The sequence below is a fragment of the Pseudomonas triticifolii genome, from assembly GCF_014358015.1.
GTDB lineage: Bacteria > Pseudomonadota > Gammaproteobacteria > Pseudomonadales > Pseudomonadaceae > Aquipseudomonas > Aquipseudomonas triticifolii.
Genome location: NZ_JACONV010000021.1, coordinates 40,519 through 63,577, shown reverse-complemented (window position 1 = coordinate 63,577; position 23,059 = coordinate 40,519). Strand labels below are relative to the sequence as shown.

The window sequence follows — 23,059 nt, the reverse complement described above, 5'->3', positions numbered from 1 at the left end:
CAGCGCGCTTGTGGTTAAATACGGCGTCTTTTGTCCCGCTGGTATCGCGGGGCGCTCATCATAACAGGACGGCCCCGCCCAAGACAGCAGGCCGTTATAGGGACGCAAGCCGCCATGCAAGTGAAACACCTGCTGCTGATCGCCATCCTCGCACTGACTGCGGCCTGTTCGTCGAAGGAAGTCATCGACGAAAACCTCAGCGAAGTCGAGCTGTACCAGCAGGCGCAGGCCGACCTGGGCAATAACAGCTATAACAGCGCCACCGAGAAACTCAAGGCGCTGGAATCTCGCTATCCATTCGGTCGTTATGCCGATCAGGCCCAGCTCGAGCTGATTTACTCGAACTACAAGAACGGTGAACCGGAAGCGGCAAAATCTGCTGCCGAGCGTTTCATTCGCCTGCATCCCCAGCATCCGAACGTCGATTACGCCTACTACATGAAGGGCCTGACCTCGTTCGACCAGGACGTCGGCCTGCTGGCGCGCTTCCTGCCGCTGGACCAGACCAAGCGTGACCCGGGTGCCGCACGCGACTCGTTCAACGAGTTCGCACAACTGACCAGCCGTTTCCCGAACAGCCGTTACTCGCCCGACGCCAAGCAGCGCATGATCTACCTGCGCAACCTGCTGGCTGCGTACGAGATCCACGTGGCTGACTACTACCTGACCCGTCAGGCCTACGTCGCCGCTGCCAACCGTGGCCGCTACGTGGTGGAAAACTTCCAGGAAACGCCATCGGTCGGTGACGGCCTGGCGGTGATGGTCGAGTCGTATCAGCGTCTGCACCTCGACGATCTGGCCGCGACCAGCCTTGAAGTGCTGAAGACCAACTACCCGAACCACCCGCAACTGAAAGACGGCGAGTTCACGCCACGCGAAGCAGAAGCGGATAACCGTTCGTGGCTGTCCAAGGCGACACTGGGCCTGATCGACGGCAGCGCACCACTGCCACCGGGTCAGACGCGTGCCGACCAGGACATCAAGAAACAGTATCAGGAAGCCAAGGACTCCATCCCCAAAGAGCTGCTGCCGGAAAACCAGGCAGAGCTGGATGAGCAGGCCGAGAAGGACGCAGAAGCGAAAGGCACCAAGAGCCGCTCCTGGTTCAGCTACATGACACTGGGTCTGTTCGACTGAGTCGACTGCAACCCCGAAAAGAGGCCTTTTGAAGGCCTCTTTTTTTATGCGCGCTCGCCCCTGTCCGCCCGACCGCTCCTTGGCTACACTGCGCAGACTCAACTCACCAAGCGGATAGTCATGGTTCGGATATTAATGTGGGTCGCGCTGATTGCAGCGGTGATCTGGTTCGTCAAACGCCTACTCAATCCACCCACACCAAAAAACCGTCCGGCACCGCCTGAGACCACTGCCGCGCCCATGGTGCGTTGCGCCCATTGTGGCGTTCATCTTCCTCGTGACCGTGCATTGAGCCAGGAACAACAATGGTATTGCAGCGAGGCGCACCGGCTAGAAGGCCCTGCGACTCGTGAGCGCTGAGACGCTCTCACTGGGCAGCGCCCAAGCGCATCGTATTCTGCAGCTCTATCACCTTTATCGCCTTGTCATTGGCATCCTGCTGGTATCGCTGATCTCTACCCGCCTGGACGCCGAACTGCTGCAACTGGCCGATACCGACCTGTTCCGGGCAGGTTGCTGGCTGTATCTGGTGTCAAACATTCTCATCGTGGTGCTGCTCGAACAGCCCAAACGTCAGGCTCACCTGTTCAGCCTGGCGATGGCGGATGCGCTCATGTTGTCGGGGCTGTTCTATGCGGCAGGCGGCCCGTCGAGCGGTATCGGCAACCTGCTGATCGCGTCAGTGGCCATCAGCAACATCCTGTTGCGTGGCCGCACCGGCCTGCTGATTGCCGCGGTCTCGGCCATCGCCATCATTTACCTGACCTTCTACATCAGCTTCAGCACCCCTGCGGTCGCCAACGACTACGTGCAGGCGGGCTCGCTGGGCACATTGTGTTTTGCTGCGGCCATGCTGGTGCAGGCACTCACGGCGCGCATGCAGGTCAGCGAGGTACTGGCCGAACAGCGAGCGGCCGATGTCGATAATCTTGAGGAGCTCAATGCCCTGATTCTGCAGCGCATGCGCACCGGCATTCTGGTGCTGGACGCGCGACGCCAGGTGCTGCTGGCCAACCAGGGCGCACTGAACCTGTTGGGTCATGAGCAATTGGTCGGCCAGGTGATCGACAGCTATTCACCTGAGCTGGTGGACCGTTTTCGTCATTGGCTGATCAATCCGATCATGGTGCCGCGCAGCATCTCGACCTCGGCGATCGGCCCTGTGCTGCAACCCAGCTTCGCCGCACTGAACCGAGGCGATCAGCGCCAGACCCTGATTTTCCTGGAGGACCTGTCGCAGATTGCCCAGCAGGCTCAGCAACTCAAGCTGGCCGCACTGGGTCGCCTGACTGCCGGGATCGCCCATGAAATCCGCAATCCCCTGGGCGCGGTCAGCCACGCAGCGCAGTTGTTGAACGAATCGGAAGAACTGACTGCGCCGGATCGACGGCTGGGACAGATCATCCATGACCAGTCACGACGCATCAATGTGGTGATCGAGAACGTACTGCAACTGTCCCGACGACGTGAAGCCCACCCCGAACTGCTTGACCTGAGGCAGTGGCTCGACACGTTCGTTGCAGACTTTCGCACCTCTGCCGCGCCCGATCAGCAGCTTCACATCGAAATCGGCAGCGGCATGCTGACCACCCGCATGGACCCGGAACAGTTGACTCAGGTCGTGACCAACCTGCTGCAGAACGGACTGCGCTACAGCGGTCAGCAGCACCCCATCGCCCAGGTATGGCTCAGGCTGTATCACGACCTGCAGAGCAACTTGCCTACACTTGAAGTTCTGGACGATGGTGCGGGCGTCAGTGAAAAACACCTGACCCGGCTGTTCGAGCCCTTCTTCACCACCGAAAGCAAAGGGACAGGCCTGGGCCTCTATCTGTCACGCGAGCTATGCGAAAGCAATCAGGCGCACCTGGACTACGCCCCTCGGGAAGGCGGCGGCAGTTGTCTGCGTATTACCTTCGCCCACCCGTTCAAATCGAGCTGAACATGACCCTACGGCAAAAGATCCTGATCGTTGACGATGAGCCGGACATTCGCGAACTTCTGGAGATTACGCTGGGCCGAATGAAGCTCGACACGCGCAGTGCCTGCAATGTTGCCGAAGCACGTGAGTACCTGGCTCGCGAACCGTTCGACATGTGCCTGACGGACATGCGTCTGCCCGACGGCAATGGCCTGGAGCTGGTGCAGCATATCCAGCAGCATTTTGCGCACGTTCCCGTGGCGATGATCACGGCGCATGGCAGCCTGGACACCGCCATTCAGGCGCTCAAGGCCGGTGCGTTCGACTTCCTGACCAAGCCGGTGGACCTGGGCAGGCTGCGCGAACTGGTCAACAGTGCGTTACGCCTCACGCCCATCGCCCAGCCGGTGCGCGCCCTGGCCAACCGCCTGTTGGGTGATTCGCCGCCCATGCGCACGCTGCGCAACCAGATCGCCAAGCTGGCGCGCAGCCAGGCCCCGGTCTATATCAGCGGCGAGTCAGGCAGTGGCAAGGAGTTGGTGGCACGACTGATCCACGAACAGGGACCGCGCGGCGAAAAACCCTTTGTGCCGGTCAACTGTGGTGCCATTCCGACTGACCTGATGGAAAGCGAATTTTTCGGGCATCGCAAAGGCAGCTTCACGGGCGCTCACGAAGACAAGCCCGGACTGTTTCAAGCCGCCCAGAACGGCACGCTGTTTCTGGACGAGGTCGCCGACCTGCCGCTGGCCATGCAGGTAAAACTGCTGCGCGCCATACAGGAAAAGTCCATTCGCAGCGTCGGGGGCCAGCAGGAGCAGGTGGTGGATGTACGGATTCTGTGTGCGACCCACAAGGACCTCAGCGTGGAAGTGGCGGCCGGGCGCTTCCGTCAGGATCTCTATTACCGCTTGAACGTCATTGAACTGTGCGTGCCGTCCCTGCGTGAGCGTCGCGAAGACATTGACCAACTCGCCGCCATCGTCCTGCAACGCCTGGCAGCCAATAGCGGCCTACCTGCGGCCCGGCTGAATGCCCAGGCGCTGGAAACCCTGAAGAACTACCGCTTTCCTGGCAACGTCCGAGAGCTGGAAAACATGTTGGAACGGGCCTACACGCTGTGCGAGAACGATGAAATCCATACCAGCGACCTGCGCCTGGCGGAGTCGGTCAGAACCGCAGAAAGCGACGGCCCCAACCTGGCCGACATCGACAATCTGGAAGATTATCTGGAAGGCATCGAACGCAAACTGATTCTGCAGGCCCTGGAAGAGACCCGCTGGAACCGGACAGCAGCAGCCCAACGACTCAGCCTGTCATTCAGGTCGATGCGCTATCGGTTGAAAAAGCTGGGGCTGGATTGAGCGGGAAGGCACGGGTATTCAAAGGCCCCTGACACAGCGCTGTATCGCTACAAACACAGCCTATGGGAAGCGGCTTGCCGGCGATGGCGTCAGTTCAGTCACCGACATGGCGCTTGAAAAACCGCTTCGCCGGCAAGCCGCCTCCCACAAAAGCTGCATTTATCCAGCACGTTATATTTTATTGATGAAGACGCAGTTCATGTCCGGGCGGGCGTGATACGGCCGTGCGGCGCGTAGGGCGCTGGATCGATGATCGGCTCGTGCCCCAGCAATAAATCGGCAAGTAACTGGCACGACGCAGGCGCCAGCACCAGACCATTGCGGTAATGACCGCAGTTGAGCCACAGCCCTTCGAAGCCGGGCACCGGACCAATGAACGGAATGCCTTCCGGCGAGCCCGGACGCAGGCCCGTCCTTTGGTTGAAAAAGCCGGGGCTGGATTGAGCGGGAAGGCAAGGGTTTTCAAAGGCCCCTGACACAACGCTGTATCACTACAAACACAGCCTATGGGAAGCGACTTGCCGGCGATGGCGTCAGTTCAGTCACCGACATGGCGCTTGAAAAACCGCTTCGCCGGCAAGCCGCCTCCCACAAAAGCTGCACTTATTCAGCACGTTATATTTTATTGATGAAGACGCAGCTCATATCCTTGCGGGCGTGATACGGCCTTGCGGCGCGTAGGGCGCTGGATCGATGATCGGCTCGTGCCCCAGCAATAAATCGGCAAGTAACTGGCACGACGCAGGCGCCAGCACCAGACCGTTGCGGTAATGACCGCAGTTGAGCCACAGCCCTTCGAAGCCGGGCACCGGGCCAATGAACGGAATGCCTTCCGGCGAGCCCGGACGCAGGCCCGCCCATTGCGCGACAGGCTCGGCGTCCGCCAATGCCGGAATCAGCTCGACAGCCGAGGCCTTGAGGCTTTCAAGCGCCGCCTCAGTCGTGGTCTTGTCAAAACCTGCGTGTTCCAGCGTGCTGCCGATCAGGATGTGCCCGTCACGACGTGGAATCGCGTAGCGCCCTTTTGCCAGCACCATGCTGGGCAGGAAATCCGACGCGCACTTGTACAGAATCATCTGCCCTTTCACCGGTTCGACCGGCACATCCAGATCCAGGGTTTTGAGCAATTCACCACTCCAGGCGCCCGCCGCCATTACAACGCGGTCAGCCTGAATATCTCCCGAAGCCGTTTTCACACCTACGACCCTGCCTTCCCGACGCATGAAGCCGTTGACCTCGCACTGTTCGCGAATCTCGACGTTCGGCATCGCCAGCAGCGCAGCCTTCAGGGATTTGACCAGTCGGGGGTTACGCACATTGGCCACGTCAGCCATGTAGATCGCGCGCGAATAGCCCTGCCCCAGCGCGGGTACGGCGTCATGCACGGCCGAGATATCGACCCGGCTCAGTGGACGGTTTTCCCGAACAGCCCACTCAAGCGCCTGCTGCTCGTCGTCCAGATCCAGCCAGTACAAGCCTGTGGTGTGAACCTCGGGATCAAGACCGGTCTGCGCGAGCAAGCGCTTACCCAGATGCGGATAGAAATCCTGCGACCAATGCGCCAGCGCCGTCACAGCCGGGCTGTAGCGCCACGGATACAGCGGCGAAACAATGCCGCCACCAGCCCAGGAAGACTCAAGCCCAATGCCCGATCGATCCAGCAGTACGACATTCACATCCGCCGACGCCAGGTTGAAGGCGGTCAACAAACCGATCACACCACCGCCGACGATCACTACGTGTTGCTTGGGCATTTTGGTCTCTGAGCAGGAAAAAGGGCTTATCGGCCCCAACAGTCTTTACGGGTAACACCGCTGGAAGCGCCAGTGTTGCTGTATTCGCCCGTATTCTTGATGACGAAGCTACCGCATTTATCACCATTCATCATGGATGAACCAACAGGGGCTGCTGTCAATGTGAAGTCGGCGTCGTTGAGGACCGACGCGATGGCGTAGTAACTATTGCCGCCGCTCATGCCCACGAAATTCCGGTAACTGCCTGTACGCGAGTAAAAACGCTCCAGCGCCTGGGTCTGTTCGGACAGCAGGCTGGCAATTTCAGCACGATGGGAGCGCTTCACGTACTCGGTGTAACTGGGGTACGCCACTGCGGCAAGAATACCGACAATCGCCACGACGATCATGAGTTCGATCAACGTAAAGCCCCTGGATGTTGCTCGCATGATTTTCTTCCTATTGGATTTGTCGCCACATGATGCGCTGGTTGACGCCACCCTTCTCCTGAAGGGGAAACGGCGCGGCAGCACTGGACGTACTGACGACTTTGATCTCAGGGGCCTCAGGGCCTGAACGGGTGGGCGAAACGATGACGGAGACGACCGGAATACCGGTACCGAACCCCAGACCGGCCACGTTCAGGTCAAAGCCGTTGATGCTGTTGTCTCCATTGGTGTCCAGCACCTGATAGTTGAGCATGCTGCCTGTTGCCGCATCGAGCTCGAAGAGTCGCCCGGTCCCGGTGCTTTCACAAGGGTCGGTGGAATTCACCGATGCGGTGGTAAAAATGATCCGCTCCCGGCTGGTCTGGGCCGGGTAGATGATCCGCTCTCCCGGATAAGGCGCTTGGGTCGCCAGCGGCATGAACCAGCCTTTTTTGGTGGCCCAATCGACATCGCGGCTGGTGGACGTGAAATAGGTGTTGCCGTTGCTCACCACACTGCCACTGACAGCTTGTGGCTGAAGATTCGCTTCGACGACACGGCCCGCGCCACCATCGCTGTCCCAGATCGCATAAAAGTCCTGAAGCGCGGTCGTCTGCTTATCAGCGGCTTCCAGAAACTTGCCCGTACCGAAGTAGACCAGTTTGCCGTTGAGTGGATGATTGAGTAGCAGCGGCTGAACCGTGATCGGCTGGTCAGCCCCTCTTGGCGCTGTGAACAACGGTGCACCACCAAAGGCCACAGACCAGCTCGAGGGATTGGATGCGCTCATGTCGAACTTCCAGAGACGCCCTTTCAAGTCTCCGGCATAAGCAGCCTGCACGATGTTCTGGGAATTGACGCGCAACTTCACCGACGACAGTCCGTTATCTGTTTCATTGCCGATGACGGGTGTGGGTATCTCGGCAATGAACGCCCCGGTATTGGCATTGAGGACAAACAGGGAAGCCCGGCCTGTGAAGCTGCCATAGCCGTTACCCACCACTACGATCCCGGTGCCATCGGCCATACGGGCAACCTCAGGCTTGGAGTAGGCATAACCCAGGTTGTTGAAAACGTTGGTGGTGGTGGAAGCATCAGGTGCCTTGACCTCCCAAAGCGCAACGGGCGTATTGCTGGCCACGTCATACAGCTTGATCGCAAAGAACGCCTTGCCGCCTGCCCCGGTACCGCCATAGGCAACGGTTCGCCAGGCCGACCCGGCGGACACCTGCGTGTCGAAGACCGAAATCTGACCGTCGACCGTGAACCGGTGAACGCCTGACCCATAAGTGCTGGAAGCGATGGTCGCCAGCGAGCCCAGCGCCGTCGATGGCATGTAGGCGTAACGGCGGGAACCGTTGGCAGGATTAATAATATTGAAATAGCCATCGTTGGCATTGACCAGAAGGCTGGCAGACATGCCCCTGGCTTTGGCCGCCAGATAGGTGGTGTAGCTGTCGTCACCCAGCAGGTCGACAGCGGTTTTCTGGGTCGGCAACCCAGAGCCCAGCGGACCGTTGATAATGTCCCCCAGCAATCGGGTTCGCGACCTCAGCTTGGCATTGGTGGCACCTTTGGACCATGCAATCAGCTCGGTGCCGGAGACATTGCTCGGCAACGTGGCGTTGAAAGCCGTTTGCTGGGGAGCGCTCAGGTTGGCGTAGTCGAGCGTGATCCTGGCGGACGTTGCGGTATTCCAGGACTCGAAAACAGGCGCAGTCGAACCGCTGACAATTACGCTGTCCGTGTTCCAGGCGACCGCGCCAAGCGCGCCGGTTATGGGGTCCAGGCTGTATGCCTTGATCGTACCGTGCCAGTCACTCGGGTCATAAATGGCCTGATAGAACTGGGTTCCGCTGGTAAGTGTGAACGAGTTAGCTGTGCCAGAGCTGCCCGACCCGACCTTGGCATAGATGTCGGTCAAGGCCAGGTTCAGCGCAGCGCTGAGGCCTGCGCTGTCATTGGCCTGGAAGTACTTGCCATGCCCATGATTGTCATCGGCGGCATCCAGCAGCATCTGGTTGTCGGTCGTGAAACCGATGGTGTAGGTCGACAGGTTCTGCCTGGTAAAGCCTGCGTTGTCCCAACTCTTGCCCGTCAGGTCCCCCGTCGAGTTCGAAGCGTCCTTGCGCAGATCGATGTCGTAGGCAAATTTCGCCAGATCGTCCAGATAAAGCGTATCGCCCTCGCCGTCGCCCTGCAGGTTGGGTCCATCGTTGGCGGCATTCAGGTCCCAATTGGGCAGCGAGCGCGCCGTATCAGCGAGGTCTTCAGGGTCATCATTGGGGAAGGTACGGTCGTAAGTCGGCAAGCCATCGGTGATCACCACGCCATAGTTCTTTTGGCAGCGGTACTGAATCGGGCTCGTGTACGTGGAACCGCTCGGATAATAGGGCGTCATCCCACGGAAATAACGAGTGATTTCGTAGTAGGTTTCTGCCAGCGGCGTGTTGGCAGACGGCGTCAACGCGGTAATCGCCTGCTTGAGAGCATTGACGTTGGTGGTGGCCTGCGTCTGGCTGACACCATTGGGCTGATAGGTTGTCGCGGGTACAGGAGACAAGTCCGAAACAACCCGGGCGATCTTGCCACCAGGCCCTCGGTCCGAGTTGTTCGGTTCGTTGAAAGACGCCAGCCCGATTCTTAGCGACAGATTATTGGAGACCAGTGTGCTCGCCACGGTTTTCGCCACGTTCATGCGGAAATCGTTCGGAATCACACCGTTGGTGTAGTTGCGAACGCCCCCATCAAGCAACCCCGGGGTAACCAGGTCGATCAGGTAGGACAGGTAGTCCGCGGTGTAACGTGTCAGCCCGTTGCCTGCCGGGTCAGGCAACACCATGCAATACCGTATGCCATTGCGGAAGATCGGGCGCCCGCCGAACAGGCACGACAAATTGACCCCGACAATGCTGGTGGAGTTGATGTCGCCCACTGACAGCGTCTGCTCTCCGGATATGGTGCTGCTGAACGGGCAAGGGACGGTAAAGAAACCATTGGTGCATTGAGTGGAGTAATAGCTGATGCTGGGCCGGACTACATTCTGGTCAAAACCGGACGCCCAGATAATGTTGTACATACTCCCCGAGTTGTCGACCATCAGCATGAGATTGGGTGGCACAGCCGAGGAGCTGAGCAGCGGGACTTGCGCAGGCGTGAACGCGTACACGGGCGTGGTCAGGTACAACGCCAGCAATGCACCGTAGACGTACTTCAGGGCACGACGAAGTGTCTTAGCAATTCGTGGCATAAATACTCTCCAGAACAGTTCGCGTTGGCCCCTGAATGGAAACGGCCGTGACCCGATACAGCGTGACCAGACTCGGATTCAACGTCTGGCACTTAAAGAGCGCAGCAGACGGATTGCCCAGATTCTGAACACCATAAAACCCCCCACCGTCTGCAATCCAGGTCACCCCTGAAGCGGCATTGCGTCCCGCAGCTGTCAAGACAGTGGATTCGACCGGAGGCGCGCACGTAGCAGGGCTGGTGCAGGGGGCCACGGCAAGGTTGGCTATCGCAGCTTCCCCCAGCCTCAGTACAGCCTCAGACTTTTGAAACGAGAGATTACGCACCGTCACGCTGCCCGCCATTTTTTCCTGCAGGGTCGCATTCTGCATGGAAGAAATACCCAGCAGTGTGAGCAACAAGAGGAACACCAGACTGACCAGTAACACCATGCCCCGCTGGTGGGCGGGAAAGGTTTTCATCCGTGTGAATCGTGCGGTCTTGATCATGCCAGGCCCGTTCAAAAGCGGTTACGCACATGGGCGACAACGCTGTAGCGCTGCTCCCTTACCCGATTGTTCGGGTCTTGCAGGGTCAATTCGATACGAATACTGCGTATATCGGCGGCATTGGCGACGTTGATGGTCGGGGTGTAGGACATGGGATCTCCCGCCATACCAAAGGTCACTACAAAGCGGCTGACGTTCTGCAGCAACGGCTGTGCATTGCCTCCCGCACCGAACCTTATCGTCAGGTCCGTACCATTGAGGGTGTAGACCAACTGGCGCAGTGGGAACGCCGTTTCCCCCGCCAGCGGCGCCCTTGTACCTGCGTACAGCTGGGTGTTGGTCCTGCAGTCCGAAATGATGGTCCAGGTGGGCGCACCGCCGGTGAAACCCACATCGGTGGTCACCAGGGTGAGGGTGTTGTTGGCGTTGTCCCACAGGACGGGATTATCGAGCGCCACAGGCCAGGCAATGGCCGGCGCTACCGGAGCGTAATTATTGAAGCTCAGGCACCCGTAGGTGCCCGCCATACGGATTTCCTGCACCAGTTTGCTCAGTACGAACCGGGCATCTTCCTGCATGCTCGCCGCCGCGTTCTGGCTCTGATACGTCGCTCTGGCGGCCGTGAATATCTGGATGATGCCCAGCGTCACGACCAGCCCGAGCACCACCGCCACCATGATTTCGATCAGGCCAAAACCTTTGCTCGATCGCCTCATGGGTTGACCCCAATGCGTGAAGTCAGGGTAAAGGTCTGCGTGGACACGGTCGCCGTGGCAGGTCCGGTGGCCTTGTCGCTCGCCACCGCAGCACGTGTGTCATCCCAGCCTATGGTAATGGTCACCTCCGGCGCTCTACTGACGTTGATGATTCCGGTCCCTGAGGTGCCGGCGAACGCCGTAATGTTGGTTCTGAAGTCCGCCAGGTCCTGATCGCGGGCGACGTTAAGGTTGGCGACAGGGGCAGCGGCCAGATTGGCCAGCGCGTAGGTCGCCAGGACATTGGTCGTGCCATTGTCAGAGGCATTGCCGTCCACGTTCGCACGAATCCGGTCCATCATGTCGTACGCGATAAAACTGGCCTGACTGCGCAGCGTAGCGCTGTCGGTGTACTTCAACGCGTTGAGCTGAATGGCAGCGGCTCCCAGCAAACCGATGGCGAGGATCAACACCGACACCAGCACTTCGATCAGGGTCATGCCATTCTGGCGATGTCGGTTTGTTCTAGGCATCAGCAACTTCCACCGAGCACGATCCGGCCGGTCAGACAGATATTCATGGTTCTGATGATCGAGCCTCGGGTGTAGGTCATCGCCACAGCATTGCCGGGCGCGATGAGACCGCCCAGGTTATTGAAATCCATTGCATTGACGTTGGCGGCCACAAGGGTGCCGCCGCTGCTCATGGGTGCGACCTTGCGCAGGACATTGTTCGCATCGGAGGCCGGATACACCTGCAGTTCGGTATTCCATGCATTTCCTGCAGTCGGAGCGATTCTTATGGTCACACCCCTGTTTATCGCCTCAAGCCGCGCATAGTTGAGCGCCCGCTGCAAATCATTGAGCTCGGTGTCGGCTTTGTTGCTCTGCAAGGTGCTGCTGAAATTGGGGATAGCGATAGCCGCCAGAATGCCCACGAGGGACACAGCGACTAACAATTCAACAAGACTGAATCCCTTGGCTCTATGACGCATTGAGTGTCTCCTAGACGTTACGACTATAAGGCAGCAATGCCGTCGGGAAATCTATAGCGGGACGTACGGTTGTTTTGCGACGACGAACGCCCGCACGCTTTTGTAACAGCCTTTCCAGGGAAGGAAAACAAATGAAGCAGGCAGGATTCACGCTCGTTGAATTGTTGGTGGTCGTCGCCCTGGTGGCGATTCTGGCCAATATCGCGATGCCCTCTGTGACAGAGTTGGTGGATGATCACCGCAGGCTCGTTGCGGCCCAGGAACTGGCTAGCGGCATCCGGTCGGCAAGGGTGGCGGCCATCACGCATAACCAATGGGTGACGATTCACGCTATCGAGAACGACTGGAGCAACGGCTGGCGGATGATTCTCGACGCAGACGGCAGGGGCCCTGACGATCAGGACGTGCTGCTCATCGAGCGTGCGAGGTCGGCAAACACCCGAATCGTCGGCAATACAAAAGTGGCTGAACACCTGACATTTACCGGGCTGGGCGGCCTGCGTAACGCGGCCAACGGGACAATACACGTGTGTATCAGGGATCAGCCGGTCAGTCACTATCGCGTGATAGTGGCCAGAACCGGCCGGGTCAGAATCGAGGATACGAAAGCTGAAGCGCCGCTGTGCGGCTGAGCAACCTCAGAGCAGCGATTTGACCCGCAACTCTTTGGGCATCGAGAACGTAATGTTCTCTTCACGACCCGCCAGCTCATCGGCTCCGGTTGCGCCCCATGCCTGCAACTGCCGGATCACACCCCGTACCAGCACTTCCGGTGCCGAAGCACCTGCGGTGATGCCGATGCGCTCGACGCCGTCGAACCAGCTGCGCTGCATGTCTTCGGCACCGTCGATGAGATAGGCAGGTGTGGCCATGCGCTCGGCCAGCTCACGCAGACGGTTGGAGTTGGAGCTGTTCGGGCTGCCGACCACCAGCACTACGTCGCATTCATCGGCCAGTTGCTTGACCGCATCCTGACGGTTTTGAGTGGCATAGCAGATGTCATCCTTGCGCGGTCCGCCGATGGCCGGGAATTTCTGACGCAATGCATCGATGACGCGACTGGTGTCATCCATCGACAACGTAGTCTGGGTCACGAACGCCAGCGAATCCGGGTTGCGCACCTGCAGGCTTGCAACGTCGGCTTCATCCTCGACCAGATAAATCGCCCCGCCATTGGCGGCATCGTACTGCCCCATGGTGCCTTCGACTTCCGGATGGCCTTCGTGGCCGATCAGAATGCATTCGCGACCATCACGGCTGTAGCGGGCGACTTCGATGTGGACCTTGGTCACCAGCGGGCAAGTGGCATCGAATACCTTCAGGCCACGGCTGGCGGCTTCAGTACGCACTGCCTGGGAAACACCGTGGGCACTGAAGATGACGATGACGTCGTCCGGTACCTGCTCCAGCTCTTCGACGAAGATCGCGCCACGCGAGCGAAGGTCTTCGACGACGAATTTGTTATGAACCACTTCATGGCGCACATAGATTGGCGGACCAAACACTTCCAGAGCGCGATTGACGATTTCGATCGCGCGATCCACACCTGCGCAAAAGCCGCGGGGGTTGGCGAGTTTGATTTGCATGCTGTGCCTCATGGTTACGTGCGAAGCAGCCCGGCCAAAGCCGGGCTCGATATCGGGATCAGGACGCCAGAATCGCCTTCACTTCGAAGATTTGCACTTCAAAGCTCAGCGTTTTGCCTGCCAGCGGATGATTGAAGTCGATGGTGACCTGCTCATCATCGAATACTTTCACCACGCCGGGCAGCTCAGTGTTCGCTGCGTCATTGAAGATCACCAGCAACCCTTCAGACAGTTCCATTCCCGCAAACTGCGAGCGTGGCATGATCTGCACGTTTTGTGGGTTGGGCTGACCAAAGGCGTTTTCCGGCAGAATCTGCACGGTCTTCCGGTCGCCTGCCTTAAAACCGAAAATGGCGGCTTCAAAACCTGGCAGCAGGTTGCCGTCACCGACCTTGAACGTGGCGGGTGCTTTGTCGAAGGTGCTGTCGACGGTGTCACCGTTTTCCAGACGCAGGGCAAAATGCAGTGTGACCTGCGTATTCTGGCCGATGCGCAGCTCGTCGGACGAACCTTGAATCGAAGACTGTTCAGTCATGGGCAGGCTCTCCGGTTTTCTTGCTTTTGAACATGTCCAGCGCCAGCATGATCGCACCCACGGTAATACCGCTGTCGGCCACATTGAACGCCGGGAAATGCCAGCGATTCTGCCAGTGGACCAGAATGAAGTCGATCACGTGGCCCAGCACGATACGGTCGTAAAGGTTACCCAGCGCGCCGCCCAGTACCAGCGCCAGCGCGATGGCCAGCCAGGTGTCGTCGCGCCCCAGACGCTTGAGCCAGACCACCAGCACGGCGCTGACCACGATGGCGATCAGGGCAAACAACCAGCGCTGCCAGCCAGCACCGTCAGCCAGGAAGCTGAACGCAGCACCGGTGTTGTACGCCAGCATCCAGCTGAAATAGTCAGGAATCACCACAATCTGTTCGTACAGGCCCAGGCGGTTCTCGAAGTAGAACTTGCTGGCCTGGTCGATGACCAGAACCAGCACGCTCAACCACAAGCAGCTCAGGCGGCCAAAACGGCCTGGAGCAGAATCACGCATAGTGACGCACCTCGCCCGCACCGCTGATGTTGTCCACACAGCGACCGCAGATCTCAGGATGCTCAGGGTTCACGCCCACGTCCTCACGGTGATGCCAGCAACGCGCGCATTTGGCGTGACCGGACTTGACCACTTTGAGCTTCAGACCGGCGACTTCGGTCACTACTGCATCAGCCGGGGCCGCTGCCAGAGGCGCAACGCTGGCGGTGGAGGTGATCAACACGAAACGCAGCTCGTTGCTCAGCTTCGACAGGTCCGCCACCAGCGAGTCTTCGGCGTACAGGGTCACTTCAGCCTGCAGGTTGCCGCCGATGGCCTTGGCAGCACGCAGGTTTTCCATTTCCTTGTTGACCGACGTCTTCACCGCCATGATCCGCTCCCAATAGGCGCGGTCCATTTCGAACTCGGCCGGCATCTCGGTCAGGCCTTCGTACCAGGTGTTGAGCATCACGGATTCGTTGCGCTCGCCCGGCAGGAACTGCCACAACTCGTCGGCGGTAAAGGCCAGGATCGGCGCGATCCAGCGCACCAGCGCTTCGGAGATGTGGAACAGCGCGGTCTGGCATGAACGGCGTGCCGTGCTGTTCGCCGCCGTGGTGTACTGACGGTCCTTGATGATGTCGAGGTAGAAACCGCCCAGCTCCTGCACGCAGAAGTTGTGGACCTTGGAGTACACGTTCCAGAAACGGTATTCGCCGTAGTGCTCTTGCAACTCACGCTGCAGCAGCAAGGTGCGGTCCACCGCCCAGCGGTCCAGCGCGAGCATTTCTTCGGCCGGCAAAATGTCGGTCGCCGGGTTGAAGCCAGACAGGTTGGAGAGCAGGAAGCGAGCCGTGTTGCGGATACGACGATAGGCATCGGCGCTACGCTGCAGGATCTGGTCCGACACCGCCATCTCGCCCGAATAGTCGGTAGCCGAAACCCAAAGACGCATGATGTCAGCGCCCAGCGAGTCGTTGACCTTTTGCGGGGCAACCACGTTGTTCAGCGACTTGGACATCTTGCGACCGTTCTCGTCGACCACAAAGCCGTGGGTCAGCAGCTCACGATACGGCGCATGGTTGTCGATGGCGCAACCGGTCAGCAGCGACGAGTGGAACCAGCCACGATGCTGGTCGGAGCCTTCCAGGTACAGGTCGGCACGCGGGCCGCTTTCGTGACCCATCGGGTGCGAGCCGCGCAGCACGTGCCAGTGCGTAGTGCCTGAGTCGAACCAGACATCCAGTGTGTCGGAGATCTTGTCGTACTTGGCTGCTTCGTCACCCAGCAACTCGCTGGCGTCCAGCTTGAACCACGCCTCGATGCCTTCTTTCTCGACGCGCTGAGCCACTTCCTCCATCAGCTCGACGGTACGTGGATGCAGCTCGCCGCTTTCCTTGTGCAGGAAGAACGGAATCGGCACGCCCCAGTTGCGCTGGCGCGAGATGCACCAGTCAGGACGGTTGGCGATCATCGAGTGCAGGCGCGCCTGGCCCCAGGCCGGAACGAACTCGGTGTCTTCGATGGCCTTGACCGCACGCTCACGCAGCGTATCGCCAGTGGCGGGCTGCTTGTCCATGCCGACGAACCACTGCGCAGTGGCGCGGTAGATCAGCGGCGACTTGTGACGCCAGCAGTGCATGTAGCTGTGGCTGATGGTTTCGGTGTCCATCAGGCTGCCGACTTCGGCCAGCTTGTCGATGATGTTCTGGTTGGCCTTGAAGATGAACTGGCCACCGAAGAATTCCAGCGATTCGACATACACGCCGTTGCTCTGCACTGGACTGATGATGTCGTCGTTGCTGATGCCGTAGGCCTTGCAGATGTTGAAGTCATCCACGCCATAGGCAGGCGAGCAGTGAACGATACCGGTGCCAGCGCCCAGCTCGACGTAGTCAGCCAGGTAGATCGGCGACAGGCGGTCGTAGAACGGGTGACGGAAGTTGATCAGTTCCAGCGACTGGCCGGTGGTGGTCGCGATGACCGTGCCTTCCAGCTTGTAGCGAGCCATGCAGGACTCGACCAGCTCTTCGGCCAGCACCAGCAGCTTGTCGCCGACATCGACCAGCGCGTAGTTGAATTCAGGATGGACGTTCAGCGCCTGGTTCGCCGGAATGGTCCACGGGGTGGTGGTCCAGATGACGATGGACGCAGGCTTGTCCAGCGACGTCAGGCCGAACGCAGCGGCCAGTTTCGCTTCATCGACGATCGGGAATGCGACGTCGATGGTCGAGGACTTCTTGTCCTGATATTCGACTTCAGCTTCGGCCAGTGCAGAGCCGCAATCGAAACACCAGTTGACCGGCTTCAGGCCCTTGAAGACGAAACCGCCCTTGACCATCTCGGCCAGCGCGCGGATTTCCCCGGCTTCGTTGGAGAAGTTCATGGTCAGGTACGGATTGCTCCAGTCACCCAGCACACCCAGACGGATGAACTCGGACTTCTGGCCTTCGATCTGCTCGGCCGCGTAGGCACGGCACAGCTCACGGGTTTTATCGGCAGACAGGTTCTTGCCGTGGGTCACTTCGACCTTGTGCTCGATCGGCAGACCATGGCAGTCCCAGCCCGGCACGTACGGGGCATCGAAGCCCGCCAGGGTCTTGGAACGCAGAATCATGTCCTTGAGAATCTTGTTGACGGCATGACCGATGTGAATATTGCCGTTGGCGTACGGAGGGCCGTCGTGCAGGACGAACTTCGGACGATCCTTGCCAATTTCGCGCAGCTTCTGGTACAGGCCAATGCTGTCCCAGCGCTGCAGAGTTTGCGGCTCGCGCTGGGGCAGGCCGGCCTTCATAGGGAAGGCGGTGTCCGGAAGGTTTAGCGTGGCTTTATAGTCGGTCATTTCAGGCTCTTGGTTAGCGGTTGACCATGCCAATGGGCACGGGCGGCGGCGACGTCCGCATTGATCGCCGTCTTGAGCGCCTCCAGAGAGGCAAAACGCTGCTCATCACGCAGCTTGTGGTGGAAAGCCACCGTCAAACGCCGGCCGTAAAGGTCGCCGGCAAAATCCAGAAGATGCACCTCAAGGTGGGCACTGCCATCACCCGCCACAGTCGGGCGCACGCCTATATTGGCGACGCCCGGCCAGGCCTTGCCATCAATGTCCACACTGACCAGGTAAACCCCGCGCAGCGGAACGCGACGACGCTTGAGTTGCACATTGGCGGTGGGCGTACCCAACTGACGCGCCAGCTTCTGGCCATGCAAGACCCGTCCGGTAATCTGGAACGGGCGACCGAGCATGCGCTCGGCCAAGGCAAAATCCGCGGCAGCCAAGGCTTTACGCACCTTGGTACTGCTGACCCGCAGGCCATCGATTTCTACGGTCTGCGCCGCTTCCACCGTAAATCCACACGCCGTTCCAGCCTGCTGCAGGAAGTCGAAATCGCCGACCCGGTCGCAGCCAAAACGAAAATCATCGCCGACCTCAAGGTGCTGGATACCCAGCCCGTCGATCAGGACGGTTTCCACGAAGCTGGCGGCACTGAGCTTGCTCAGGCGCTGATTGAAGGACAGGCACAGGACCCGGTCCACACCTTCGGCGCTCAGCAGTTCGAGCTTGTCGCGCAGACGTGCCAGACGCGCCGGAGCGGTCTCAGGCGCGAAAAACTCACGCGGCTGGGGTTCGAAGATGACCACGCAGCTGGGCACACCCAACTCGACAGCGCGTTCACGCAAGCGCGCCAGGATGGCCTGGTGGCCGCGGTGAACACCGTCGAAATTGCCAATCGTGGCGACGCAACCCCGATGCTGGGGACGCAGGTTGTGAAGACCTCTAACCAGCTGCATAACGCACTTCTTGCTCATAAAGTGGCCGATTATAACCACACAAGTCCCCGGACGACAGGCAACACGCCAGGACCCGATCAAAGCGGTCGGTGCACAACGCGCAAACCCGACTGCCCACCTTTGAAATACCGCCTACATGATCGCCTTGCGGGCAAAATCCCGTAGCCTGAAACCCAGCAGCAAAAGCATGACAAAGTAGGTCACCACACCCGCCGCCACCAACGCGCCCAGGCGCAGGAACCGCTCAAGCATGCGCCCTTCATCCCAGGCCGGCATGAAATGCATCATGCCCAGCAGGACGCCTGACATCACGGCCACCGCAACCAACAGTTTAAACAGAAACTTCGCCCAGCCCGGCTGCGGCTGAAACAACGCCTGCTTGCGCAATTGCCAGAACAACAGGCCTGCATTAATGCAAGCCCCGACACTGATCGCCAGCGCCAGACCCGCATGCTGCAACGGCACGATAAAGGCCAGATTGAGCAGCTGAGTCACTATGAGGGTGAAGATCGCGATTTTCACCGGGGTGCGAATATTTTGCTGCGCATAAAAGCCGGGAGCCAGCACCTTGATGAGGATGATACCCAGCAAGCCAACCGAATAGGCCACCAGCGCACGCTGGGTCATGGCCGCGTCCAGCGCATCGAATTTGCCGTATTGAAACAGCGACACGGTCAGTGGCTCAGCCAGTAACCCTAGCGCCAGGGTGCAAGGCAACACCAGCACGAAGCACAGGCGCAGCCCCCAGTCGAGAATCCGCGAATACTCCTGACGATCACGCTGGGCGTAGGTTTTCGACAGGATCGGCAGCAGGATTGTGCCCAGTGCGACACCCAGCACCCCGGACGGCAACTCCATCAAGCGGTCGGCATAGTACATCCACGACACTGACCCGGCGACGAGGAATGAAGCAAATATCGTGTTGATAATCAGAGAAATCTGACTGACGGAGACGCCAAGGATGGCCGGCAGCATCTGCTTCATCACTCGCCACACACCCGAGTCACGCAGATTCAGACGTGGCAGCACCAGCATGCCGATCTTTTTCAGGTGGGGCAGTTGATACAAAAGCTGCAAAAGCCCGCCCACCAGTACCGCCCAACCCAGCGCCATGACCGGCGGGTCGAAATAGGGCGTCAGGAACAGCGCGAAAAAGATCATGCTGACATTGAGCAGGGTCGGCACGAAGGCGGGCACCGAGAAACGGTTCCATGTGTTGAGGATCGCGCCCGCCAGCGAGGACAGCGAGATCAGCAATATATAAGGAAACGTCACCCGCAACAGATCCGAGGTGAGCGCAAACTTCTCGGGCGTATCGACAAAGCCCGGCGCCGTGGCCCAGATCACCCAAGGCGCAAAGATCACACCCAATAGCGTCACCAGCGCCAGGGCAAGCGTCAGCAGCCCGGTGACATACGCCACGAACGTGCGCGTCGCCTCCTCGCCCTGCTGACTCTTGTATTCAGCCAGAATCGGCACGAATGCCTGTGAAAACGCCCCTTCGGCAAAGATACGGCGTAACAGATTGGGCAGCTTGAACGCGATAAAGAACGCATCGGTCGCCATTCCGGCTCCGAACGTGCGCGCAATAATGGTGTCGCGGATAAAACCCAGAACCCGGGAAACCATTGTGATAGAGCTGACGGCGGCGAGTGACTTGAGTAGATTCATGGAAAGAGTTGTGTGCCTTGGCAAAGGATGGGCGATTAAGCTCTCCATTTATGCGATACTTCGCGCCGCTAAAAAGCCCGAAGCCAAAGGCCGCGAGTTTACAGGTCATACGCCGGAAATGAATCATCCGGAAAAATGTAGCGACCACTCGGCGGAACACCTTAACTGCCCTTGACAAGACTTCAACTCATCGGCATGATTCGCGGCCTATTTTGTTTGCTATTTCACAAAGTCTTTCGAGGAGCTCGACGGTGGCCAACACACCTTCCGCCAAAAAACGTGCAAAACAGGCTGAGAAGCGTCGCAGCCACAACGCCAGCATGCGTTCCATGGTTCGTACCTACATCAAGAATGTAGTGAAAGCCATCGAAGCAAAAGACGCCGAAAAAGCGCAAGCTGCTTATGTTCTGGCTGTACCTGTTATCGACCGTATGGCCGATAAAGGCATCATCCACAAGAACAAAGCTGCTCGCCATAAAGGTCGCCTGAACGGTCACATCAAGGCTCTGAACCTTGCTGCTGCAGCCTAAGCGATCCGCTTGTTAAAAAACCGACCCCAGGGTCGGTTTTTTATTGCCTGCGGGAAAGCCACCCCGACCCAGGCGTATCACCGATCATTTCCGGACAAGCCGACTGGCTCGCAACTCGGTGGCTACAGATATTGCGGCAACGGCTTTTAATGCGTTGAGCGAGACTGCGCAGAGCGCTCATGTCCCGACCCAGAAAGGCTGCACTCCACAAGGAATAGCCTCTTTGGCGGCCGCACCGACAGCGAACACAGGCCGTTCAAATCTCCCCTCCTGAGCTCACCACAATCAGCACGCACACCGCCCAGACTTTAGCGCGGAGGAAATTTCTGCCGAACAGATAACATACGAGCCACTTTTCTCCCCACATTGATGGACGGTTTTTCAACCCACTCAAACATGAAAAAAGCCAACACGATGCTTGCAGCGATCGACAGGATGAACACCCCTGCCTTCTCAATGGAGAGCTCATTGCCAGGAAAAAATTGAATCAAGAAAACCATCAGGGAGTAATGAACAAGATAAAGCGAGTAGGAGATATCACCGAGAAAAACCAATGTAGCATTACCCCCTGCTTCAGAGCGATCACCGAGTATAACAGCCGACGACACAATGATTAATGCGAGCCAAAAACCACCACTGATACCGAGGGGCTGCTCACCCACAATGAAAACACTTAGTGTCGCCAACAAAAGGATCAGCCGCACAAGCATTCGCCCTGGCGGCGCCAGATCTGGCAGCCTGTTCGCAAGCATTAACTCGGCCAGCATCATGCCGGCGACAAACTCGAACGTGATGGTGTTGCTCATCAGCTTAATCCAGACCTGCCATACATGCTCGACAACAATATCGGGCGAGGACTGTGATGAAAAATCAAAATGACCATTGTAATACAGCTGAAACCCTACCGAAGACACCAGAAAAACCAGTGCGCAGACGTAGCTGCGGTAGCGGTAGCTGAGACTCATTGAAAGGGTGAATACAAGGTAGAACATGATCTCGTAGGTGAGGGTCCAGGGCGGTCCCAGCGCACTGTATCCGAACGAAGGTGCCGCGAGACTGTAGTCCTGCAGACAAAAATACAGAATGCATGCCATCTGATCGAGGGCTCTTTCAGGGTAAACAAATAGATAGGAAATCAGCCACACCACACACAAGGCCGGCCAGACCCGAAAGAAGCGCCTGACCATAAAAGATATCGACCCTTCAGGCGACTGGTAAGTGATTAACGTCATAATGAAACCACTTACAATGAAAAAAATATCCACGCCCAGCGGGGCAGGTATATGCGCATTCCAATCCGTCCCCCAAAAAAGAAATACGCCATGCCCCACCACCACAAGTAATGCAGCGAGCCCCCGCAAATACTGTAATGAGACCATCCTCACTGGCTTATTATTCATCGGGCCCACCTAACGCTTTAACTAAGTAAGCTTTATTGAACGCGACTATTACCTCATAACGTTTTTGACACACCACACTTAACAGCCATAGAAATGGTAGTTGCAGCCTGATAAACCCGGACAGGGTATTAACAGCCACCACGATTGCTCATGGTGTATTCAAACCAGAACGACAGTCGACTATTAGGCAATCGCTACATCAAGCCACTTCGCTCATCCAACCGTCTACTGTCAGAAATAACAGGTGGGGCGTTTTTTCGATCAGCGGCAGCAAGCCTGATGCCACTTACCAAACGACGCGATTAAGCGGCCCGTACAAGCTTCCGGGCAAGGGACAGGGCTGGCTGGCAGCAAGACTCAATGCACGCTGGCGCTTTTTTTGAGGCGAGCGACGAAAAAGTGCAGCCTGACGGGTCTGGCACCAGCAGTGGCAGTGGCGCCTTGCCAAAAGCATAAGCCGTACCCGTGATGCACCCTCTATTGCAAAGGGCTGCGGATAGCCGACGCAGAGCGCCGCCACCATGCCTTGACATGGCAGGCGCACCCCACGCCGAGGAGGATCAAGGTGCGGGCGCGGGCGACCATGGCAGGATCGGGATGGCCGTTACCGCATTCTGTGGACTACCTTCGATGATACGGTCGCTATAGACCAGATACACCAGCGAATTGCGCTTCTTGTCGAAGAAACGCACCACCTGCATGGTCTTGAACACCAGCGAGGTACGCTCCTTGAACACCTCATCACCATCCTTGAGGCTTTCCTTGAAGTGGATCGGCCCCACCTGACGACAGGCAATCGATGCTTCCGCCCGATCCTCAGCCAACCCCAGACCACCTTTGATTCCACCCGTCTTGGCTCGCGACAGATAACAGGTCACACCGTCAACTTTCGGATCATCGAACGCTTCGACCACGATACGATCGTTAGGCCCGACCATTTTGAATACTGTCGAAACCTGACCGATCTCCTCTGCCGAAACCAGCACAGGCACGAACAACAGAGCAGCCAAAACACTTTTCATGACGCGCATCGAGCCTTCCTTCCTGAG

Annotated in this window: 21 protein-coding genes and 1 pseudogene; 6 read left to right on the top strand and 16 right to left on the bottom strand. The window is 58.5% G+C overall.

What is annotated here, in order from left to right:
- Nucleotides 1–114 precede the first annotated feature (114 nt).
- The 4 genes from H8S56_RS20695 (at nucleotide 115) to H8S56_RS20680 (ending at nucleotide 4,422) form a co-directional block, all read left to right on the top strand.
- Nucleotides 115–1,137 (top strand): outer membrane protein assembly factor BamD, encoded by a 1,023-nt coding sequence (locus H8S56_RS20695; protein ID WP_024694108.1) that lies wholly within the window; start codon nucleotides 115–117, stop codon nucleotides 1,135–1,137.
- Nucleotides 1,138–1,257: 120 nt separating this feature from the next.
- A complete protein-coding gene (locus H8S56_RS20690; RefSeq protein WP_268946030.1) occupies nucleotides 1,258–1,497 on the top strand; it encodes a PP0621 family protein in 240 nt (79 codons plus the stop codon).
- Nucleotides 1,487–3,079: a sensor histidine kinase gene (locus tag H8S56_RS20685; protein ID WP_187519629.1), complete on the top strand. Its 1,593-nt coding sequence runs from the start codon at nucleotides 1,487–1,489 to the stop codon at nucleotides 3,077–3,079. Before H8S56_RS20690 ends, H8S56_RS20685 begins: the two co-directional genes overlap by 11 nt.
- Nucleotides 3,080–3,081: 2 nt before the next feature.
- On the top strand, nucleotides 3,082–4,422 hold the full coding sequence (locus tag H8S56_RS20680; protein WP_187519628.1) for a sigma-54-dependent transcriptional regulator: 1,341 nt from the start codon (nucleotides 3,082–3,084) through the stop codon (nucleotides 4,420–4,422).
- Nucleotides 4,423–4,619: 197 nt separating this feature from the next.
- On the opposite strand, the pseudogene H8S56_RS20675 reads toward H8S56_RS20680, so the two are convergent.
- The 8 genes and pseudogenes from H8S56_RS20675 to H8S56_RS20640 form a co-directional block, all read right to left on the bottom strand.
- Nucleotides 4,620–4,832: pseudogene (locus H8S56_RS20675) on the bottom strand (NAD(P)/FAD-dependent oxidoreductase); the annotation flags it as partial.
- A gap of 231 nt (nucleotides 4,833–5,063) precedes the next feature.
- Nucleotides 5,064–6,176 carry a glycine oxidase ThiO gene (thiO, locus tag H8S56_RS20670; protein ID WP_187519627.1) on the bottom strand — a complete coding sequence of 371 codons (1,113 nt, stop codon included), beginning with the start codon at nucleotides 6,174–6,176 and terminating at the stop codon, nucleotides 5,064–5,066.
- Between the two features lie 26 nt (nucleotides 6,177–6,202).
- Entirely contained in the window at nucleotides 6,203–6,604 is a 402-nt protein-coding gene (locus tag H8S56_RS20665; protein WP_024688922.1) for a type IV pilin protein, read from the bottom strand.
- Nucleotides 6,605–6,614: 10 nt separating this feature from the next.
- Entirely contained in the window at nucleotides 6,615–9,833 is a 3,219-nt protein-coding gene (locus H8S56_RS20660) for a pilus assembly protein (protein ID WP_187519626.1), read from the bottom strand.
- Nucleotides 9,817–10,320, bottom strand: a complete 504-nt coding sequence (locus tag H8S56_RS20655; protein ID WP_187519625.1) for a pilus assembly PilX family protein — start codon at nucleotides 10,318–10,320, stop codon at nucleotides 9,817–9,819. Before H8S56_RS20655 ends, H8S56_RS20660 begins: the two co-directional genes overlap by 17 nt.
- A gap of 11 nt (nucleotides 10,321–10,331) precedes the next feature.
- A complete protein-coding gene (locus H8S56_RS20650; protein ID WP_024696062.1) occupies nucleotides 10,332–11,036 on the bottom strand; it encodes a PilW family protein in 705 nt (234 codons plus the stop codon).
- Complete coding sequence (gene pilV, locus H8S56_RS20645) at nucleotides 11,033–11,548, bottom strand: type IV pilus modification protein PilV (protein ID WP_187519624.1); 516 nt, start codon at nucleotides 11,546–11,548, stop codon at nucleotides 11,033–11,035. The genes H8S56_RS20650 and pilV overlap by 4 nt, the downstream gene beginning before the upstream one ends.
- Nucleotides 11,548–12,009 carry a GspH/FimT family pseudopilin gene (locus H8S56_RS20640; protein WP_024696060.1) on the bottom strand — a complete coding sequence of 154 codons (462 nt, stop codon included), beginning with the start codon at nucleotides 12,007–12,009 and terminating at the stop codon, nucleotides 11,548–11,550. The genes pilV and H8S56_RS20640 overlap by 1 nt, the downstream gene beginning before the upstream one ends.
- A 131-nt stretch (nucleotides 12,010–12,140) precedes the next feature.
- Here H8S56_RS20640 and H8S56_RS20635 point away from each other — a divergent pair, with 131 nt between their 5' ends.
- Nucleotides 12,141–12,641 (top strand): GspH/FimT family protein, encoded by a 501-nt coding sequence (locus H8S56_RS20635; RefSeq protein WP_187519623.1) that lies wholly within the window; start codon nucleotides 12,141–12,143, stop codon nucleotides 12,639–12,641.
- A gap of 6 nt (nucleotides 12,642–12,647) precedes the next feature.
- Here the strand turns inward: H8S56_RS20635 and ispH are convergent, their stop codons facing one another.
- From ispH to murJ, 6 genes are all read right to left on the bottom strand, one after another.
- Entirely contained in the window at nucleotides 12,648–13,595 is a 948-nt protein-coding gene (gene ispH / locus H8S56_RS20630) for a 4-hydroxy-3-methylbut-2-enyl diphosphate reductase (protein ID WP_187519622.1), read from the bottom strand.
- Nucleotides 13,596–13,653: 58 nt separating this feature from the next.
- Complete coding sequence (locus tag H8S56_RS20625; protein WP_024688930.1) at nucleotides 13,654–14,130, bottom strand: FKBP-type peptidyl-prolyl cis-trans isomerase; 477 nt, start codon at nucleotides 14,128–14,130, stop codon at nucleotides 13,654–13,656.
- Nucleotides 14,123–14,638, bottom strand: coding sequence for a signal peptidase II (gene lspA, locus H8S56_RS20620; RefSeq protein ID WP_187519621.1), 516 nt, complete (start codon nucleotides 14,636–14,638; stop codon nucleotides 14,123–14,125). The genes H8S56_RS20625 and lspA overlap by 8 nt, the downstream gene beginning before the upstream one ends.
- The gene (ileS, locus tag H8S56_RS20615; protein ID WP_024688932.1) at nucleotides 14,631–17,462 is read right to left on the bottom strand and encodes an isoleucine--tRNA ligase; all 2,832 of its coding nucleotides are present in this window, start codon (nucleotides 17,460–17,462) and stop codon (nucleotides 14,631–14,633) included. The genes lspA and ileS overlap by 8 nt, the downstream gene beginning before the upstream one ends.
- Complete coding sequence (ribF, locus tag H8S56_RS20610; RefSeq protein WP_187519620.1) at nucleotides 17,459–18,409, bottom strand: bifunctional riboflavin kinase/FAD synthetase; 951 nt, start codon at nucleotides 18,407–18,409, stop codon at nucleotides 17,459–17,461. The genes ileS and ribF overlap by 4 nt, the downstream gene beginning before the upstream one ends.
- A 132-nt stretch (nucleotides 18,410–18,541) precedes the next feature.
- Entirely contained in the window at nucleotides 18,542–20,080 is a 1,539-nt protein-coding gene (gene murJ, locus H8S56_RS20605; RefSeq protein ID WP_187519619.1) for a murein biosynthesis integral membrane protein MurJ, read from the bottom strand.
- Nucleotides 20,081–20,331: 251 nt separating this feature from the next.
- Here murJ and rpsT point away from each other — a divergent pair, with 251 nt between their 5' ends.
- On the top strand, nucleotides 20,332–20,610 hold the full coding sequence (rpsT, locus tag H8S56_RS20600) for a 30S ribosomal protein S20 (protein ID WP_024688935.1): 279 nt from the start codon (nucleotides 20,332–20,334) through the stop codon (nucleotides 20,608–20,610).
- A gap of 308 nt (nucleotides 20,611–20,918) precedes the next feature.
- On the opposite strand, the gene H8S56_RS20595 is transcribed toward rpsT, so the two are convergent.
- Nucleotides 20,919–21,995, bottom strand: a complete 1,077-nt coding sequence (locus H8S56_RS20595; RefSeq protein ID WP_187519636.1) for an acyltransferase family protein — start codon at nucleotides 21,993–21,995, stop codon at nucleotides 20,919–20,921.
- A gap of 575 nt (nucleotides 21,996–22,570) precedes the next feature.
- Nucleotides 22,571–23,041 carry a CreA family protein gene (locus H8S56_RS20590; RefSeq protein WP_187519618.1) on the bottom strand — a complete coding sequence of 157 codons (471 nt, stop codon included), beginning with the start codon at nucleotides 23,039–23,041 and terminating at the stop codon, nucleotides 22,571–22,573.
- Between the last annotated feature and the right edge of the window lie 18 nt (nucleotides 23,042–23,059).